At 43.6% G+C, this 17,666-nt stretch carries 15 protein-coding genes; 3 read left to right on the forward strand and 12 right to left on the reverse strand.

Translation table 11 applies throughout. From position 1 onward, the window contains the following. The first annotated feature begins 9 nt into the window (after positions 1 to 9). Both B050_RS0114525 and B050_RS0114530 read left to right on the forward strand, forming a co-directional pair. Complete coding sequence (locus B050_RS0114525; RefSeq protein ID WP_018474665.1) at positions 10 to 1,320, forward strand: glycosyltransferase family 4 protein; 1,311 nt, start codon at positions 10 to 12, stop codon at positions 1,318 to 1,320. Beyond that, a complete protein-coding gene (locus B050_RS0114530; RefSeq protein ID WP_018474666.1) occupies positions 1,295 to 2,416 on the forward strand; it encodes a DegT/DnrJ/EryC1/StrS family aminotransferase in 1,122 nt (373 codons plus the stop codon). The genes B050_RS0114525 and B050_RS0114530 overlap by 26 nt, the downstream gene beginning before the upstream one ends. Before the next feature lie 59 nt (positions 2,417 to 2,475). Here the strand turns inward: B050_RS0114530 and B050_RS0114535 are convergent, their stop codons facing one another. From B050_RS0114535 to B050_RS0114555, 5 genes are read right to left on the reverse strand one after another with little or no spacing between them, the layout of a single operon-like run. Further along, positions 2,476 to 3,957, reverse strand: a complete 1,482-nt coding sequence (locus tag B050_RS0114535; protein WP_018474667.1) for a lipopolysaccharide biosynthesis protein — start codon at positions 3,955 to 3,957, stop codon at positions 2,476 to 2,478. Positions 3,958 to 3,961: 4 nt separating this feature from the next. Then, positions 3,962 to 4,678, reverse strand: a complete 717-nt coding sequence (locus B050_RS0114540; protein ID WP_018474668.1) for a class I SAM-dependent methyltransferase — start codon at positions 4,676 to 4,678, stop codon at positions 3,962 to 3,964. 55 nt (positions 4,679 to 4,733) lie between these two features. After that, a complete protein-coding gene (locus B050_RS0114545; RefSeq protein ID WP_018474669.1) occupies positions 4,734 to 5,591 on the reverse strand; it encodes a glycosyltransferase family 2 protein in 858 nt (285 codons plus the stop codon). 15 nt (positions 5,592 to 5,606) lie between these two features. Beyond that, positions 5,607 to 6,317 (reverse strand): SAM-dependent methyltransferase, encoded by a 711-nt coding sequence (locus tag B050_RS0114550; protein ID WP_018474670.1) that lies wholly within the window; start codon positions 6,315 to 6,317, stop codon positions 5,607 to 5,609. After that, positions 6,304 to 8,736, reverse strand: a complete 2,433-nt coding sequence (locus tag B050_RS0114555; protein ID WP_018474671.1) for a YfhO family protein — start codon at positions 8,734 to 8,736, stop codon at positions 6,304 to 6,306. The genes B050_RS0114550 and B050_RS0114555 overlap by 14 nt, the downstream gene beginning before the upstream one ends. A gap of 618 nt (positions 8,737 to 9,354) precedes the next feature. On the opposite strand from B050_RS0114555, the gene B050_RS0114565 reads away from it, so the two are divergent. After that, positions 9,355 to 10,200, forward strand: a complete 846-nt coding sequence (locus tag B050_RS0114565) for a beta/alpha barrel domain-containing protein (RefSeq protein WP_018474673.1) — start codon at positions 9,355 to 9,357, stop codon at positions 10,198 to 10,200. A gap of 1 nt (position 10,201) precedes the next feature. Here B050_RS0114565 and dprA read toward each other — a convergent pair whose 3' ends face one another. The 7 genes from dprA to B050_RS0114600 all read right to left on the reverse strand — a co-directional run bounded on the left by dprA (position 10,202) and on the right by B050_RS0114600 (position 17,664). Next, entirely contained in the window at positions 10,202 to 11,314 is a 1,113-nt protein-coding gene (gene dprA, locus B050_RS0114570; RefSeq protein ID WP_018474674.1) for a DNA-processing protein DprA, read from the reverse strand. Then, on the reverse strand, positions 11,298 to 11,648 hold the full coding sequence (locus B050_RS0114575) for a MerR family transcriptional regulator (RefSeq protein ID WP_026235916.1): 351 nt from the start codon (positions 11,646 to 11,648) through the stop codon (positions 11,298 to 11,300). Before B050_RS0114575 ends, dprA begins: the two co-directional genes overlap by 17 nt. A 275-nt stretch (positions 11,649 to 11,923) precedes the next feature. Next, positions 11,924 to 13,258, reverse strand: coding sequence for an argininosuccinate lyase (argH, locus tag B050_RS0114580; protein WP_018474676.1), 1,335 nt, complete (start codon positions 13,256 to 13,258; stop codon positions 11,924 to 11,926). A gap of 246 nt (positions 13,259 to 13,504) precedes the next feature. Further along, the gene (locus B050_RS0114585) at positions 13,505 to 14,572 is read right to left on the reverse strand and encodes a M20 family metallo-hydrolase (protein WP_018474677.1); all 1,068 of its coding nucleotides are present in this window, start codon (positions 14,570 to 14,572) and stop codon (positions 13,505 to 13,507) included. Positions 14,573 to 14,662: 90 nt separating this feature from the next. After that, positions 14,663 to 15,463: an acetylglutamate kinase gene (gene argB / locus B050_RS0114590; protein WP_018474678.1), complete on the reverse strand. Its 801-nt coding sequence runs from the start codon at positions 15,461 to 15,463 to the stop codon at positions 14,663 to 14,665. Between the two features lie 37 nt (positions 15,464 to 15,500). Beyond that, complete coding sequence (locus tag B050_RS0114595; RefSeq protein WP_018474679.1) at positions 15,501 to 16,442, reverse strand: N-acetylornithine carbamoyltransferase; 942 nt, start codon at positions 16,440 to 16,442, stop codon at positions 15,501 to 15,503. Positions 16,443 to 16,515: 73 nt separating this feature from the next. Beyond that, entirely contained in the window at positions 16,516 to 17,664 is a 1,149-nt protein-coding gene (locus B050_RS0114600) for an aspartate aminotransferase family protein (protein WP_018474680.1), read from the reverse strand. Between the last annotated feature and the right edge of the window lie 2 nt (positions 17,665 to 17,666).

Raw genomic sequence — 17,666 nt, forward strand, 5'->3', positions numbered from 1 at the left:
ATTTGGTTTATGGATTCACCCAAGAAAGTATTGATCATTACCTATTACTGGCCTCCAAGTGCAGGCTCAGGGGTTCAACGCTGGCTGAAGTTTACCAAATTCCTTCCTAAATTTGGTTGGGAACCGACGATTTTTACCCCAGAAAACCCCGATTTTAATTTTACGGATGAAAGTCTTCTGAAGGACATTGCAGCTAGCACAGAGGTGATCAGATATCCCATTTGGGAGCCTTATAATTTGTTTCGCTTTATAAAATCAAAACCTAAAGGCCAAAAAGTGAATCCTTTCTCGGTGGTCGAGAAATCGCATAAATCCTGGTTTGATCGCTTAAGCATCTGGCTAAGAGCCAATTTATTTATTCCAGATCCTAGGGTGTTTTGGGTGAAACCCTCAGTGAAGTTTCTAGAAGAATACATCAAAGAGCATTCTATTCAGGCAATTATAACCACCTCCCCACCGCATAGCCTTCACCTTATTGGCAGAGAGCTGAAAAGAAAGACAGGCATTCCCTGGATAGCTGATTTTAGAGATCCTTGGTCGGGCTGGGGTTTTTATGATTCTTTACCCATGAGCAAGAAGGTAAAGCGCCAACACCAAAAGTTGGAAAAATCGGTGTTGCAGGAAGCCAGTGCAGTGATTTCGGTTACGCCATCATTTGTAAGGGAGTTTACCAAAAATGGTGGGAGGGAAGTCAATTTAATTACCAATGGATTTGATAAGGATGATTTTGCTCATGATAAAAGCAGAATTAGCTCTCAAACCCCTGGTTTCGACCTGGTCCATACCGGGATAATTAATGTTTTTCAAAACCCTATCCCGTTGATTCAGGCGTTTAAGAAGGAGTTTTATGCCTATCGGGATCCAGTCCGCTTTATTTTTGTGGGTACGGTCACCGAGACGGTAGAGGAATATATTGCTGGAGATACTTGGCTTCAAGAGCATGTAAAAGTGACAGGATATGTTTCTCATGAAGAAGTGTTTTCCTATTATCGTCAAGCCTCGATGCTGGCATTGATCCTGCCTGAGGGCAAGCATTCTGCGGGAAATATCCCGGGGAAGATTTTTGAATATATGTCCACAGGCAAGCAAATTATAGGGCTGGGAAATCCACAGGGTGATGCCTCAGCTTTGATTTGTCAAAGTCAGACGGGGCTAGTATTTTCTCCGGAAGATGAAGTGGGCCTGCGTAATTATTTGAGAGCAGGCTTCTCCGGGGAAGCCCGGCCAAATGAAAATATAGAGATTGCGCAATATAGTAGAGAGTACCTTACCGGAAAATTAGCAGATATATTAGATGAACAAGTCCATTCCCTTTCTTAACCTTCAGGCCATGCATTTTGATTTGGCTGATGACCTGCAGGCAAAGTTTAAAACAATTTTGCAGCAGGGGGTTTTTTCCGGTGGGAAGGAGCATGATCTTTTGCAGGCAAATATGCAAGCATACCTGGGTTTGGCTTATTGTATGCCTTGTGCCAATGGATCAGATGCCTTGGAAATTGCCCTTCGCGCTTTGAAAATAGGGCCAGGAGATGAGGTCATTGTTCCCGCTATTACCTGTGTAGCATCCGCTGAGGCGGTGTGCTTAGTGGGAGCCAAGCCGGTTTTTTGCGATTGCGATGAGCATGGCTTGATGGATTTGACAGTCCTCCCTTCCCTAATCAGCCCTGAGACCAAGGTGATCATGCCCGTCCATCTGTATGGGATGATGGTGGACATGGATAGACTTATGGAGATCGCAGCCTCCCGGCAGTTATGGGTGGTGGAGGATGCTGCTCAGTCCTTTGGTAGTGTTTTCCAAGGAAAGGCAGCAGGGAGCATTGGAGATATAGGTTGCTATAGTTTTTATCCTACCAAAAACTTAGGCGCCTTGGGAGAGGCGGGTATGCTTGCCACTAATAATCCTGAGCTTGCTGAGGAGATAGGGCAGATTATTAATCATGGTCAAAGAAATAAGGATGAGCATGTTTCGGTAGGTCGCAATAGTAGAATGGACAGCCTTCAAGCAGGATTTCTTAATGTGAAGCTGGACTATTTCCCTGCCTGGCAAGCGAAAAGGAAGGAGCTGGCAAAAACCTATTTGCTTCACCTTCAGCATATAGACGGATTGCTTGTTCCTAATCATATCCTTGGCACCCATCATAATGCGCATCTTTTTGTTATTCGTACGAATTTTCGGGATGAATTGAAGCTCTTCTTGGAGCTTAATGACATTGGCACGGCCATACATTACCCTCTTTCTCTGCCGGAAATCCCTCCATATGGTGCTTTTGGGCCTTTAAGGAAAAACGCTGAGCTCCTTTGCAAAACAATTTTGTCTTTACCCTTACATCCTTATCTTTCGGAGCAGGAAGTACAATTTATTAGTATGAAAATCGCTGAATTTTTTAAAAATCGCTCCGCAAATGTGAGAGATTAGATCTTATTTCTCAGCAATACTGGGATCAAGATTAGTTTTCCTTGAAGGAAACACGGCGCTTAGCGAAGACGATTCAGGTTCTTTTGGATGATTTGATTTACGTCTGGAGAGCATTTGGTAAAGTAGATGGCTGGAAGATAGATTATTAGCACCAAAAGCCCCTTAAATAAAAGGTTTAGGTATAAGTTATTGAGGTTTGGAATAAAGTCCACCACTGCCAGAACGCCAAAAATAATCGCCAGGGTTTTTAAACTGCTTGAGGAGAAAGGACTCAATTGGTACTTGGATTTTAGAAACCAAAAACGAAGCACATTGATTAGGCTCATGCTGATCAGCGAGGCCAATGCGGCTCCAGTGACGCCCATGATGGGGATGAGGATATAATTACTCAGTACTAATAAGGCCAAGGTCATGAAGCCTATGAAGAGGTTATAATAATAATGTTTGGAGACTGCGATTATCTGGTAGTTGACAGAGGTAATGCAATCCACCAACTGGGCAAGGCCTATAAATAAAATAATGCTGATTTCCTGAGCATAGCTGTCTCCCAAGTAGGCCTCTACGCTGTATCTATTGCACCAAATCCCCAAAAATAGTAGCCCTCCAATTACCAGTAATGTCTGACTGCTTTTCTTATATATAGTGTTGATAGTGCTGAAATCGCCCTTTGAGATGGCTTCGCTTAAGGTGATGATCGATATCCTGCGTACCGATTTTGCAGGGACACTGATCACCAAACCAAAGAAGAATAAAGTGGTGTAAATCCCTACGGAAGCCTCGCCAAGCAACCATTGAATCATATATGAATCAATATATAATATCAAGCCGCCGCTCAAAATTTCTAATACTCCAGACATGCTGATCCCAGCAATAGTCTTCTTTTCTTCTGATGTAAAAGGACCTGGTTTTCTTAATTCAAATGCCTTTGACTGATAGAGTTTATAGGCAGAAACTAGGATCGGGATCCCAAAGATGAATAAGTTGAAATAAATTAATTCTTGAAAATTGATATACTCATAGTAATATAATAGCAGCCCAATGATAGGGAAGAACTTCTGAATAATGGATTCAGCAAATACGCCCGGAAGAGGCTGATGGATGGTCCTCAGGTAGGCATCCAGGATATTTTGGAATATCCTAAAACCGATGACGAGCAGTATGGCCCAAAAAAAATGAGTGGAATAGTCAAAGTTCGGAAGCCCTCCATCCTCAGGTTTGAAGATAAATTGTTTTAAACCAAAGAAGATAGGGATAGATACAATCAGCCCGATGATTCCCAAAATTACAGAAAAGCTGATAAAGGACTTTTTCTTGGAAGGTTGGTTGACGAAGGCCGGCACCATTTTTAAGGTGGTGAGGTTGGTCCCTAAAGTGAAGATCGAAGAAAATAAGGCTGTGGTATTTAGCACCAGTTGCAATAAGCCAATTTCGCTCTCATCGAGGAATTTTGGGCGTATCAAAGCAGAACCTACAAATCCTATGATGATTCCAGCATAGGCGATGAGGGTGGTTTGGGAGGATTGCTTTTTTATTAAGCCCATTCGCTTATGGTTTTACCCAGAAGGTGGTATCTGATAGACCTGTGGTGCAGGTATAATACTCCCATTGGGCGAGAACCTTAAACGCCAGCTGGTAGCTTGGCCGGTCGGAATTATCCAATATCATGATGCCACCAGATTTCAACTTATCTATGCTATTTAGTAAGCAGGCTACCCGAGCCCTTCCGTCCACTAGTATAAAATCAAAATAGGCATCTTCGAACTCATCAGCCATATGAAAATAATCCCAAAACTGATTTTTGAAGGAGTAATCTGCGGCTGTTAGCTGAAGGCGGGAATAGAAATCAGGTAGACCTAAGGGCGTATATCCCGGCTGCTCACCTATAAATCGGTAGTCAATATTGCTGAGGTTATTATCTTTAAACCAGTTTTGAACATGCTGATACCAACCTTCATGATGCTCCACGCTTACCAAAGTATGGATGCGCTGAGCAAAAAACTTAGAGCTAGCGCCGCTGCCAAATTCTAGACCTTTCATGTCTTTGCTCAGCCAATTCTTAAAAAATTCTACTGCTGAAGGCGCAAACCAAGGGCAAGGATCGTTTTTTTTCCTATAAATATAAAATATAGACTTGATAATAGGTCGAGCGATTCTATATCGAATATATCCCATCGAAAGCGATTTTGGACGATACCAGTTGGTATTGGGCAATATGCTTTGCTGCTGAGCAGAATGGAGCTGATTGATGATGGGATGAGTCATAGTGGAAAGAAATGGCAATAAACCGAAACAAAATTCAAACTTAAGGAAATTAGCCTTATTTACCAGTGATTTTGGCGAGGATATTCTGCCAACGGTACTTTCGGATGAATTTACCTTCTTCTGGGCTTACCGCAGCGCGAGTTCCATCAAAGTGGGCTTTGGCATATCCAATAATGCTATCTACAAAATAACTGGCTTTTTTCTGTTTCCAGCTGGCTTTCGCCATTGTCAAAAAGGCTATCCCTGGATCATATCGCATCTTATACATGGCTTCCCCTTGCATATATTTTGCTTTTTTGGAGTAAGAACTTGCGGTGGGGCGCAGGTGTTTTATATGAAGACTTTCTAGGGTCAGCACTTCAAATCCATAATACCTTGCTAATAATTCATCGATGGTATCCCAGCCCATGCTGCTCCTTAAGCCTCCCATGGTGGTGAAGCATTCCCGCGTATAGGACTTAAATGCGCCTCGGACATGGTCCTTGTTCATAGTATGATTTAGTGCCCAGACGCCATTTTGCTCCTCATAAGCGAAGCCTCCAGCAATGCCCAGCTTAGGGTTCGACTCGAACGCTTCGGAAATACTTTGGAAATAATGCTCAGGTAGTATAAGATCAGCATCTAATTTTACCAAAAAATCCCAGGACTCAGTAATATGGTCCACGCCGGCATGGAATGCGGCCACAACCTTGCTGCCTGGAAGGCGAGTGCTTTCTGCCACACGATTTAACTTGCGGATAATCGGGTGGTTGGAACAATACCAATCGATAAGCTCCTCGGTAGTGTCGGTGGAGTTATCATTAACTATGACGATTTGAGTAGGTAGATGGGTCTGGTGGAGCAGAGAATCGAGCATTCCCGACAGGAACGCCTCCTCATTATGAGCAGGCACAACAACACAATAGGTCAACATAAACTACAAATTCGTCTAAAGTAAGTTTAAGGGATTAATGGAGATTTTATCCTTACTAAGCGCCCATTTCCTCTTTAATGCAGGAGATTCAAGCCTTTTGATTGGTTTAAATATAAAATACTGATAATCTGCTTCCTCATAAAAAACACTATAAGGAACGACCTTCTGAAGGTAGAAATCATTAGCGGCGAGGCTTTCAATCAGGCCACTCAGGTTGATCGTTGACTCGACGAACTGCAGGCTCTCAGGGTCGTTTTCGGCCTTCCATTCCGCAAATGGCGGGGTAGGGAGGTTGATAAAGATCACCGTATCCTCATGAGAATGTCGCCTTACTGCCTCGAATAGAGCAAGATGCTTATCTGTGGTGACCTGCTGGATGATTTCTGATAAGACAAAGTAATCGTAAGTTTCACCTTGGCTTTCAAAGGCCTTTAATTCAGCCTTAACGAAGTGGAGGTTTTTTTGCTTTTCCCAGAGCTTGGTGGCTTTTGAGACATTATTTTCATTAATATCTACCCCTAAGGTCAGACCATTTTTCACCTTCTGAGCGATCAAATTACTGAGCTCCCCAAGGCCACTTCCACCTTCTAATACCTTATGGTTTGACTTTAGTCCTTCTGCCACCAGCTTATCAAGCACATGCGAATGCAAAGTGCTGATCTCTTTCTTTTTAGGATCGGTGGAAAATTGATCATAATAGCTGATGTATTTATCATTTTCTTCCATAATGAGCAAATTTGGTAAAGGGTAGCAGCAGGCTGCCAACGAGTAGTAATATAATAAAATATTGGCAGCTTGCTGCAATTATAGAACTCCCTTTATAGCCATCTGGTTCGAAAGAAAAGATAATTTCTGCATTTCCCTCGGGCAGCATCAAGCCTCTCAGTAAATAATTGACACGGAGGATATCAGCTTCCACTCCGTTTATGGTGGCTGTCCAGCCATTAGGGTAATATACTTCCGAGAACACCCCTAGTCCTGCTTTAGTGATCTGGGCTTGATAGACCAGCTGATTCGGCTTATAGCTCGTCAATTTTATTTTTCCACTACCTTCCTTAGCGTCAAATTCGGAGGTGTTTACCGTGGCTTCCTTTTGGGTATTTATAGTCGTAAGTTTCTGGATTTCCTCATCGTTGGAGGAGACCGCTACGATCTGCTCGGCCATCCAGGCGGGACCATTGGCCTGCGGGTTTTCAAATACAGCATTCGCCGTGGTTCCAGCCATGATGTATTTTGTATTAAGCATATTGATTACCTGAAGATTATTATAATTAAAGTCTCCGGCTTGTGCAGCTTCCACAAAAGCACCTATCTCTGGCTGAAGTATATTTTCAATTAGGTCCTGATACCTTCTCATTTTTGCTCCGTGATAGCCACCTATGCTATGAAACCTATAGCTTGTTCGGGCTTCCTGAAAGGTATTTTGCAAGTTCAGCACTCTGAAATACGCTTGGTCTTGCATGATTTTTTGGTCTGCAGCGGTCGCTGCAAAATAGCTCTCTGATGGGCTTTTACGGAATGACTCCTCATTGAGGTAGCGCTTGTTGACCGTCCATACGTCCACCAGCACCAATATGGCTATTCCTAGAATTGCATATTGGGATTTAAGCTGGTTTTTTATGATGAGAAAGATCATTGCGCCAGAGGCAATAATAAAACCCAGGCTTCTCAAGGCGTCTTTTTGTAGGAGGCTTTTTCGATCTGCACGTAATGCATCGGCCATCCATGGGGGAAGATTGGCGTCCACGGCACCCTTGAGCCCAAAGGCCCCAGCTAAGATAATTAGCAATAGTGTGAACCCACCCACTATGCCGAGGGAGATCAGCAATGATTTAGTCTGCTGCTGAGTAGATTTTTCACGTAATAAATATTCCAATCCAATACAGCCTAGGACAGGAATAGAAAATAAAGTAACACCCAAGGCCATGGATACGGCTCGGAATTTATTATATCCAGGAAGGTAATCGAAAAGTGTATAGTTGAACCACGCTAAATTCTTGCCCCAAGCGAGCATTAAGGAGAGCAGGGTGATGATAATAAATATATTCCTAAAGCGAGCCGGCGCATATAAAATTCCGATGACAAACAAGAATATCATGATCGCACTGCCATAGATTGGCCCTCCAGTGAAGGGCTGATCTCCCCAATAGGTGGGGATTCGTTGAAGGAAATTATTCAATTCCGCCCCAGAGTAGCCATTCTTCTGAAGGGCTTTGGCAGTATGGGAGTCTGTGTCCAATGCCTCCTGACTCGCGCCTCCAGAAAAGTTGGGCACCAACAGGGTAAGGGATTCTAGTTTTCCTTGCGACCAGCTGAAGGCATAGTCTTTACTTAATCCGGAATCATTATTCTCGCTTGTGCTGAGAGTTTTTTCGCCACGAATGGAATATTTTCCATAATTGACGGTGCCTATAAGCCTGCTGGTATTTGCTCCGACGGCTAGGATTCCAGCGACGATAAGAAGGGCTGCGATTTTGGCAAATGACTTTAATTCATGATTGTTTTTATAATAAATGAATTGACCGATAGCGTAAACGAGGACAATAATAAGGGTATAATAGGTAATCTGAAGGTGGTTATACCGGATTTGCAGCATTAGGGCTAAGGCCGTGAGTGTAAAGCCCCAGATTTTGCGGCCATTGAAAGCCAGGTTAATTCCTGCCAGGAGTAAAGGGATAAGGCAAATTGCCCAGATTTTGGCATTATGTCCGGCCTCTAAGCTCAACATATGGAATGTATTGAAGGCAAATGCCCAGGACCCCATAATGGAGATTTCTGGCCTTACCCGAAAACTCAATAGTAAGAGATACATCGCCACCATGCCCATAAATAAGCCACTTATAGGGTGGGGCAGGCCCAAGGTCAATACCGCAATGATGGCCTTGGATATATCTCCAGGATATTCCATATTAACCAGGTGACCGGGCATTCCCCCGAACATACTATTGGTCCAGAGTCCCTCCTCGCCAGTTTCCTCTCTAAAGTCGATCAACTCTTTTGCAGAGCCTTCCCATTGAAGAATATCGTTTTGGAAGATCATCTTTCCATCAAATACCAATGGAGAAAAGTAAAGGACCACTAATAGGTAAAAAGAGAGGATGCCTAAAAGGTGAGGTAAAACCTGCTTATTAAGTTTGATTTGCATGCTGTCCGCTTAGTTTTTGCTTATCTAAAGTAGGGTGCAAATTAAGTATTTATATGCATTTATTATAACATTTTAAAGGGCATATCCCCCTTAGTATAGTTAACTCTGGTAATATTTGACAATCGGTATTTACCCATGATCATGTGCTCCCTTTCTTTGGCTTCTGTTTTTTTACCATCCATATAAGTTAAAGATATTCTTATATAAAAAAATATGGTATGATAAATGAGTTGTTTAAAAAAATTATATATTTACATCAGTAAGTGTATTGAATGAGACATTGGGATTGGCGTTTCAGTGTGGATCATGCAAAAGGTTGAGCTTAGTAGTTGAAGTTTCCTTTATAGGTCCAGACAGGTGTCTTTAGACTGACGCTTACTAATTGGGTTTATGTTAATTGACTAAGGCTATGAGACGATGTTTCATGGCTTTTTTTATGGTATTTATTGAATAAAAACAGGCCATCAGCCTTTTGTAAAAAAGAAATATTTTTGAAGCCAAAAAAGGTAAATAGGTTGAAGGCGAAGTTTCGATGGCAGGTTGGGAGGACTAATCTCAGTAAAGTCCGATAAAATTTTTTACCTTCGAATACCATTTATATACTTAACATTTATTGCGATGAAAATCATAGAATGTCCGCGAGATGCGATGCAGGGGAAGGATGAATTTATAGATACTGCGATCAAAGCTGCTTATATCAACCAACTTTTGAATATTGGTTTTGATACGGTAGATTTTGGGAGTTTTGTAAGTCCCAAGGCCATCCCTCAGATGCGCGACACGGCAGAGCTATTAGATTTATTGGATTTATTTCGCTCCAGGTCGAAGCTGCTAGCCATCATCGCCAATACCAGAGGAGCTAGCGATGCTTTGCATTTTGAGGAGATTGACTATTTAGGTTTTCCTCTGTCACTTTCGGAGACTTTTCAACAGAAGAATACCAATAAAAGTATCGCTGAGGCCCTGGAAACAGTGGAGGATATCCAAAATCTATGTGAAACCAAAGGGAAGGAGCTGGTGATTTATTTAAGCATGGGCTTCGGAAATCCCTACGGTGAGGCATATAATGGAGAGTTGGTGGCCGAATTTGTTAATAAATTGAATGCAATTGGAATTAGGACGATTGCATTATCTGATACGATCGGTGCTGCGAGTCCGGCCTTGATCAGTAGTGTGTTTCAGCTCAATGTGGAAACTTATCCGCAAATTGAATTTGGCGCTCATTTTCATAGCCGGCCAGACAAGGTGGAAGAAAAGATCCTGGCGGGAATACAAGGTGGCTGTAGGCGATTTGATGGGGCTATTCAAGGCCATGGTGGATGTCCATTTGCTACCGATGAGCTAGTAGGAAATGTGGCTACGGAGAAGGTGATTGAGATTATCGAATCCCAGGGCTTTACCTTAGGGCTAAATATGGAGGAGTTTCATGAGGCGGAGAAGCTTGCTCAGTTTGTATTCCAATAGTTCAGGCTAGGCTATATTTTTTACCCGGTAGGGCTTTTATCACTCCTTGAAATTCCAGGTTGAGCAGGAGTGAAGCTAATTCAGAAACAGGAAGTTGACTTTGCCAGCCTAATTGATCGATTTGAATGGTGGTATTTTCTTTTATAAGGGTCAATAGCTGCTGTTCTGGTTCGGAAAATTGACTGAGATCTAAGCTTTGTTTTATAGGTTCCTCGTTTGCTTCGGTCCATGATAGGGCCTCTTTGATGTCTCTACTTCCGGTATAGATGGCTGCTTTCATCCCGCGAATTAGGTTATTGCAGCCCTCACTATAGATGTTTTGTAAGTTGCCAGGAACGGCAAATACCTCCCGATTATAGCTATACGCAATTTCGGCGGTGATCAAGGCACCTCCTTTTTTGGCTGCTTCCACCACGATCAAAGCATCGGATAGAGCGGCGATAATTCGGTTTCTTGCAGGGAAATTATTGGGATTCATCACCGTTCCTATGGGGTATTCAGAGATCAGTCCTCCCTGTTCGCAGAGGCTCATGGCGGTGACCTTATGTGCTGCGGGGTAGATTCCTTCCAGGCTATTGCCCAATACCGCGATGGTGGGAAGCTCGTACTCCAGGGCTGCCCGGTGGGCAGCTATATCCACGCCATAGGCCAGTCCACTGATAATAGTGGGGCCATAAGGGCTTAATTCTTCGACAATTTTTCGGGTGATGGTTTTGCCGTATTCGGAGGCATTCCGAGTCCCCACGATCCCCACGGTTCTGGAAGAGTTTAGGTCTATATTGCCTTTGCTGTAAAATATAATTGGTGAATCGGCAAATGACTTTAGCCGTTCAGGATAGTCCGCATCAAGGTAGGAGTGGAGGCGAATAGCATGCTTTCTGCATTCCTCCAGGATTAGGCTGGCCTTCTGGACCAGCTTTTCCTCATGTTTGCGCTCTGCGAGTAGCTTGGGGCCGATGCCAGGAATCTTGGCGGCTTTTCCGGCAGGCATACGGAAGAATTCCCCGGGGCCTCCGCAGTAGCTAATGATGTTTTTTATTCCTTGGGAGCCCAATTGAGGAATCAGACTTAGGGCTAAGCTGTAAAGTAAAAATTGATCATTGTTCTTTTGCATGAATATTGTCCCGGATTTCTACCAAAAAAGTCCTGATTTCCTTCAATCTATTTACCATCCCCGCTTTATCAGATACTTCGTATTGATCCTTTTGGATAATATCCTGTGCTCCCTGTAAGGTGTACCCTTTTTCCTTCACCAAGTGAAATATCAAACCGATTTTTTCGATGTCCTCTTTGGTGAAACGTCTATTGCCTTTTTTATCCTTTTTGGGCTTGATGATTTCAAATTCCCCCTCCCAATACCGAATTAGTGAGGTGGCTACCCCAAACATCTCGGCTACTTCTCCAATGGAAAAATACTTTTTCTCGATTTCTCTTTCTTTATACGGCACAGCTTGAAAATTTAAATTCAAAATAACGAATTTTGAACTAAGATGACAATGTAAAAATGGTATTTAGTGTCAGATTATCTTCATTAGGTACTTTCTCCCAATAAGTGGCAAGAACTTATGGGATTAAGGATGAATTTTGAGGATGAAATGGATCTCCTAAGCTACAGCCAAGTATAAAAAGTATTGCTAAAAAAAATGTGCTGAGGTATTCCCCAGCACATTCCTATTCTTCTTAGCTCCTCTGTGGCAGAGAAGCCAAAGTATAAGTTGTTTTATTAATTGTTTAGCAATTTTTCATAGCTGCTATCGATAGCGCTAAAGTCAAATTTGGCCAAAGCCTGGTCCATCTTAGCTTGAATTTCCGGCAGACATAATTGGCCAATACTTCCTTCATGGCTATGGTTTACGGTTTGCTCTGGCGAGAAGTCATCTTTTTCGATATCCAAGCCTACCTTTTTATAGGCATCGCGGAACGGCATTCCTTGAAGGACAAGCTCATTGACTACTTCTACGCTGAAGAGGTGCTTATAAAATTTCTCTTGCAAAATGCCGGATTTCACCTCGATATGCTCCAGCATAAACTTGGTGATATTCAGACAATCCTTAAGTTTCTCAAAATCGGGAAAGGTGGTTTCTTTTAATAGTTGCAGGTCACGGTGATACCCTGTGCTGGTATTGGTCATCTGCATCATGAGATTTTGCGGGCCACTTTGGATCTGATTAGCTTTGGCACGGATCAGCTCAAACACATCCGGGTTTTTCTTATGAGGCATGATGCTAGAGCCAGTGGTGAGGTTATCAGGGAACTTCACGAATCCAAAATGCTGGTTCATGAAGATGATAATATCATCCGACAGCCTGTTGAGGGTTCCTGCAAGGCCCGCCATGGCGAAGGCGATCACTTTCTCGGTCTTTCCACGACCATTTTGAGCGTTGATTACATTATAGTGCATTTCCTTGAAACCCAGGAGCTTGGTGGTCATACTGCGGTTTAGCGGAAAGGAGGAGCCAAATCCCGCGGCCGATCCGAGGGGATTGCGGTCCGCAAGATGATAAGCGGCAAGCCACAGCTCCATATCTTCAGCGATAGACTCAGCTAAGGCGCCAAACCAAAGACCAAAAGAAGAAGGCATGGCCAGCTGAGTATGGGTATATCCTGGCATGAGGTCGCCCTTATGCTTCTCTGCTAAACTGATCAACAGATCAAAAAGCCCTTTAGCCGCATCCAGTACCTCCCGAATCTCTGATCGATAATACAGTTTCAAATCAACTGCCACCTGATCATTTCTGGATCTTCCACTATGAAGCTTTTTGCCCACGTCACCGTAGCGCTCGGTGAGTAAGAATTCCACCTGAGAATGGACATCTTCCACTCCGGGGTCAATACTGAATTTCCCCTCGAGGATTTCTTGATAGATTTCCTTTAGGCCTGCTTTTAAGGTCTGGAGTTCCTCCCGAGTCAGCAGGCCAATACTTTCTAGCATGGTGGCATGAGCCAAGGATCCCAGCACGTCAAAAGGCGCTAGGACTATATCAAACTCGGGGTCTCTACCGATGGTAAATTGCTCTACTTCTTTAGTATTCGTGGTGTTTTTTTGCCAAAGTTTCATGGTAATCGTCTTGTATTCCTATTTATAGATATCGATAAATAGGCCTGAGTTTTTAGAATCGAATTAATTTTATTCTGCTGGTTTATCCAGCAGTCAGCTGCCAGTCCCCAAGCGCTATTTCCGTCAAATAGTAGCCTTTTATAGTCCTGGTATAGGCGGATGAATTTACGTAATTAATTTTTTATAGTACTTCAATCATGATTTTTCTATAGGTACCATTGAGATAGCGATCTAATAATCAAATGATTACGGATTAAATTTTGAGCTATAAGCTTCAAGGATCTCTACGTACTTTTCGATTCCTTGATTGATTTCTTCCACATAAATGAACTCATCTGGAGTATGAGATCGGGCGGAGTCCCCAGGTCCAATTTTGACGGAAGGGAAGGGAATCAGAGCTTGGTCAGATAGTGTGGGGCTGCCATAGCAGGATAGTTTCAGCGCCTCTATCGTGGACCAAAAGGTATGATCTTGGGGCAAAGCAGAAGAATTCAGCCTCATGGATCGTGGCTGCAGAGTGGCGTCCAATAAAGTCTCCAACTCAGCCAATGCTTCCTGGAGCGTATAGCTATCCGTGACCCTTACATCCAAGGTATAAGTACAGGTGTCTGGAACGACATTGTGCTGAGACCCCGCCTGGATGATGGTGGCTGAGACTTTTGACTTGCCAAGGTATTCTGATACCCGTTTGAATTGGTACTCCTTTATTTTATTTAAGTCAGGCAAGGCTTGATATAAGGCGTTGATGCCTTCTTCTCTGGCGGCATGGCCTGCTTTGCCTTTTACGGTGGCATCGATTACCATCAGGCCTTTTTCTGCAACTGCCACGTCCAGCAAAGTGGGCTCACCCACGATGGCCAGCATTAGGTCTGGCAGCTCAGGAAGAAGGCTCGCTATGCCATTCTTTCCGCTTATTTCTTCCTCAGCGGTCGCCGCCAATATTAGATTGAAAGGTAATGGTTTATCGTAGAAGTGGATGAAGCTGGCAATGAGACTTACCAGGCAGCCGCCTGCGTCATTGCTGCCAAGTCCATAAAGCTTGCCCTCTTCCACGATAGCCTGAAATGGATCCTTGGTATATCCGTTGTTTGGCTTTACTGTATCATGGTGGGAGTTTAGCAATAGGCTGGGTAGCGAAGGGTCAAAATGCTTGTTCTTTGCCCATATATTATTCTGATGCCTATTTACCGAAATCCCTTTTTGGCGGAGGTAATCCTCTATTAGCTGCGCGGTGGCCGCTTCCTCGCGACTGAGGGATGGGGTTTCTATTAACTGCTTGAGAAGGTCTAAAGCTTCTTCTTTTAGCTTGTTCATCGAATATCCAGGATTATTTAAAAAAAGTCCTGTCTGAAATAGGGCTGCAGGCAGGACTTCAATAGGTTTATAATGAAATAAATGGGAGGATCAATATAGATCGTAGCGATGCCTCTCGATATTGGTACCTGACTTCATGCCCTTGGAGGCCAAAATCAGGTTTTCAGCTTTGCCTATCCAGACATTGCTCACCCCTCTCTGGAGTGCACTGAAGGCATTATCTAACTTTGGTATCATCCCCGAATGAATTACATTATCTCTTTTTAGCTCATCATAGATGTCCTCATTGATCTTTGGGACCAGCGAGTCTTCATTGTTTTCATCAATGAGAACGCCTGCTTTATTGAAGCAGAAATATAGTTTCACCGTATGCTTATGCGCCAGGGAAGTAGCCAGTTCAGAGGCGATGGTATCTGCATTAGTATTCAGAAGGTTGCCTTTTCGATCATGAGTGATAGGAGAAAATACAGGAATGATGCCTTGACTAATTATTCCCTCCAATAATTCAGTGTCGATTTCTTTCACATCTCCGACAAATCCATAGTCTATCTTTGCCACCGGTCTTTTGGCGGAGCGTATGAGATTTCCATCTGCGCCGGTGAAACCCATCGCATTTTGCTCTAAGCGCTGGAGTTTAGCGACGATTTTTTTATTGATAAGGCCTGCATAGACCATGGTGACAATGTCGAGTGTTGGCTCGTCGGTGATCCTGCGGCCGTCCACCATATTGGCTTGAATGCCCATGGATTCACCTATTTTTGATGCCATTACGCCACCGCCATGGACTAGGATTTTTTTACCTTCCAGACGGGCAAATAGCAAAAGAAAGTCCTCCAATTTCTCAGGATTGTCGATGACATTTCCTCCTATTTTTACAATGCTGATATTCATATGGGTTGATGGGTTAGGGTCAAAAGCACTTGGTTATTTATCTCAGTATTTCACTGATAGCAGCTTGGGCAGCGTAGATTCGGTTGTTTGCCTGATGCTGTACCAGACTTCGGGGGCTGTCAAGGATCTCATCGGAGAGCTCGACATTTCTTCGTACTGGCAGGCAATGCATCACCTTCGCATTGGGGGCTTTTAGGAGCTTCTGCTCTGTAAGCATCCATGATTCATCAGTGCGAAGGATTTTACCATATTCATTGAAAGCAGACCAGTTTTTAACATAGACAAAATCCGCATCTGCCAGGGCTTTTTCCTGATCATATTCTATGGTCGCCCCTTTAGTAAATCGCTCATCCAGCTCATAGCCTTCAGGGTGAGTGATGGTGACTTCATGTCCACATCCTATCGCCCATTCGGAGAAGGAATTGGCCACCGCATGGGGGATAGCTTTGATATGAGGCGCCCAGGTGAGCACCACTTTTGGCTTAGGCTTGGATTTTAGCTCTTCTATCGTCACCATATCAGCCAAACTCTGCAGTGGATGCCGGATGGCACTTTCCAGACTGATTAGCGGCAGGCCGCTGTGTTTTATAAATTGATGTAGGATAAAATCCTCACTATCTTCAGATTTATTGGTCAGGGAAGGGAAGGCTCGCAGAGCGAGAATATCAAAATAACTTCCAAGTACACCCGCTGCGTCCTTGATATGCTCGACCTTACCTTGATTCATAATTGCCCCATCTTCCATCTCCAGCGCCCAGCTTTCCTTGTCCATATTGAGGACGATCGCTTCCATCCCTAGGTTGGAAGCGGCGATTTGGGTACTGATCCGCGTTCTTAAACTTGGATTTAGAAATAGCAATCCAATTCGTTTTCCCTGGCCAAGGGTCTTGTCCAATAAGGGATTTTCTTTGTATTCTAATGCCTTCTGAATTAAGGTGTCGGCCAGTTGTTTATTTTCAAATTGGGTGTAATATTTCATTGTTTATAAATGGTTTTGATATGCCAGGAGGCAATAAAGACACAAGGATTTTGGTTTTTACTCTTAAGAATTATTATGCAGTTGACTTCTGTAACTTTAGCACTTCCTTAAGTTTTTCCAGGAATAAGGTTAAATCACTGGTTTCGATATTCAGGGGAGGGAGCAGACGAATGGTGTTTTTGCCAGCGGAGCTTCCTGTGAATATTTTATGCTCATGAATCAGGGCGGAGCGAACTGGCGCCGCAGGGACATCCATATCAAAGCCTATCATCAGACCCTTTCCACGAACAGCGGTTACCCCTTCGATTGTGGATAGTTCTTTCATGATCCATTCACCATTTTCTAGGGCTTTTTGCTCCAGCTGCTCTGACTCTATTACCTCCAATACTGCCAGGGCAGCAGCGCAGGCAAGGTGATTTCCACCGAAAGTGGTTCCCAATAGTCCATGGGAGGCTGTAAAATCCGGACTTATCAAAACTCCTCCTATTGGGTATCCATTTCCCATGCCCTTAGCGATGGTGATAAGGTCAGGCTTTAAGTTTTCGACCCACTGGTGAGCGAAGAATTTGCCTGTACGGGCATAGCCTGACTGCACCTCGTCCAGGATTAATTTAGCATTATACTGCTTTGTGAGCTTTGCGAGGCCAGAAAGGAAAGCCGCATCTGGCACCTGAATACCACCTACGCCCTGGATGCCTTCTACGATGACCCCCGCTATATTCCCTTGAGACAGTTGCTTTTCTACTGCCTCCAGATCATTGAAAGGTAAAATATATACATGATCATGCTCATTGAAAGGAGCAATGATCTTGGGATTGTCCGTCAGCGCAACTGCTCCTGCAGTACGACCATGAAAGCCTTTGGTAAAACTTATGAAGCCCTTCTTTCCTGTATCGAAACTTGCTAGTTTAAGCGCGTTTTCATTGGCTTCCGCCCCTGAATTGCATAGGAAAAGATCATATTCAGAATAGCCAGAGACCTCCCCAAGCTTGCTGGCAAGTTCGGATTGAATAGGAATCTGAACCGAATTTGAATAAAAAGCGATATGATCCAACTGATTTTTGATTCTATTGGTAAAGTGCGGGTGGCTATGGCCAATACTAATCACCGCATGACCTCCGTAGAGGTCCAGGTATTCGATGCCTTGCTCATCCCAAATTTTACTTCCGGCAGCTTTGAAAGGAGTTACATCGATCAGGGGATATACGTCAAATGGTTTCATGG

The sequence above is a fragment of the Echinicola pacifica DSM 19836 genome (assembly GCF_000373245.1).
GTDB classification, from domain to species: domain Bacteria; phylum Bacteroidota; class Bacteroidia; order Cytophagales; family Cyclobacteriaceae; genus Echinicola; species Echinicola pacifica.

Excerpts from the sequence above, each read along its gene's own strand:
- argH (WP_018474676.1), bottom strand. The coding sequence starts at position 13,258 with ATGAAACTTTGGCAAAAAAACACCACGAATACTAAAGAAGTAGAGCAA.
- B050_RS0114565 (WP_018474673.1), top strand. The coding sequence starts at position 9,355 with ATGAAAATCATAGAATGTCCGCGAGATGCGATGCAGGGGAAGGATGAA.
- B050_RS0114550 (WP_018474670.1), bottom strand. The coding sequence starts at position 6,317 with ATGGAAGAAAATGATAAATACATCAGCTATTATGATCAATTTTCCACC.
- B050_RS0114530 (WP_018474666.1), top strand. The coding sequence starts at position 1,295 with ATGAACAAGTCCATTCCCTTTCTTAACCTTCAGGCCATGCATTTTGAT.
- B050_RS0114535 (WP_018474667.1), bottom strand. The coding sequence starts at position 3,957 with ATGGGCTTAATAAAAAAGCAATCCTCCCAAACCACCCTCATCGCCTAT.
- B050_RS0114585 (WP_018474677.1), bottom strand. The coding sequence starts at position 14,572 with ATGAACAAGCTAAAAGAAGAAGCTTTAGACCTTCTCAAGCAGTTAATA.
- B050_RS0114545 (WP_018474669.1), bottom strand. The coding sequence starts at position 5,591 with ATGTTGACCTATTGTGTTGTTGTGCCTGCTCATAATGAGGAGGCGTTC.
- B050_RS0114525 (WP_018474665.1), top strand. The coding sequence starts at position 10 with ATGGATTCACCCAAGAAAGTATTGATCATTACCTATTACTGGCCTCCA.
- dprA (WP_018474674.1), bottom strand. The coding sequence starts at position 11,314 with ATGCAAAAGAACAATGATCAATTTTTACTTTACAGCTTAGCCCTAAGT.
- argB (WP_018474678.1), bottom strand. The coding sequence starts at position 15,463 with ATGAATATCAGCATTGTAAAAATAGGAGGAAATGTCATCGACAATCCT.
- B050_RS0114540 (WP_018474668.1), bottom strand. The coding sequence starts at position 4,678 with ATGACTCATCCCATCATCAATCAGCTCCATTCTGCTCAGCAGCAAAGC.
- B050_RS0114600 (WP_018474680.1), bottom strand. The coding sequence starts at position 17,664 with ATGAAACCATTTGACGTATATCCCCTGATCGATGTAACTCCTTTCAAA.
- B050_RS0114595 (WP_018474679.1), bottom strand. The coding sequence starts at position 16,442 with ATGAAATATTACACCCAATTTGAAAATAAACAACTGGCCGACACCTTA.
- B050_RS0114555 (WP_018474671.1), bottom strand. The coding sequence starts at position 8,736 with ATGCAAATCAAACTTAATAAGCAGGTTTTACCTCACCTTTTAGGCATC.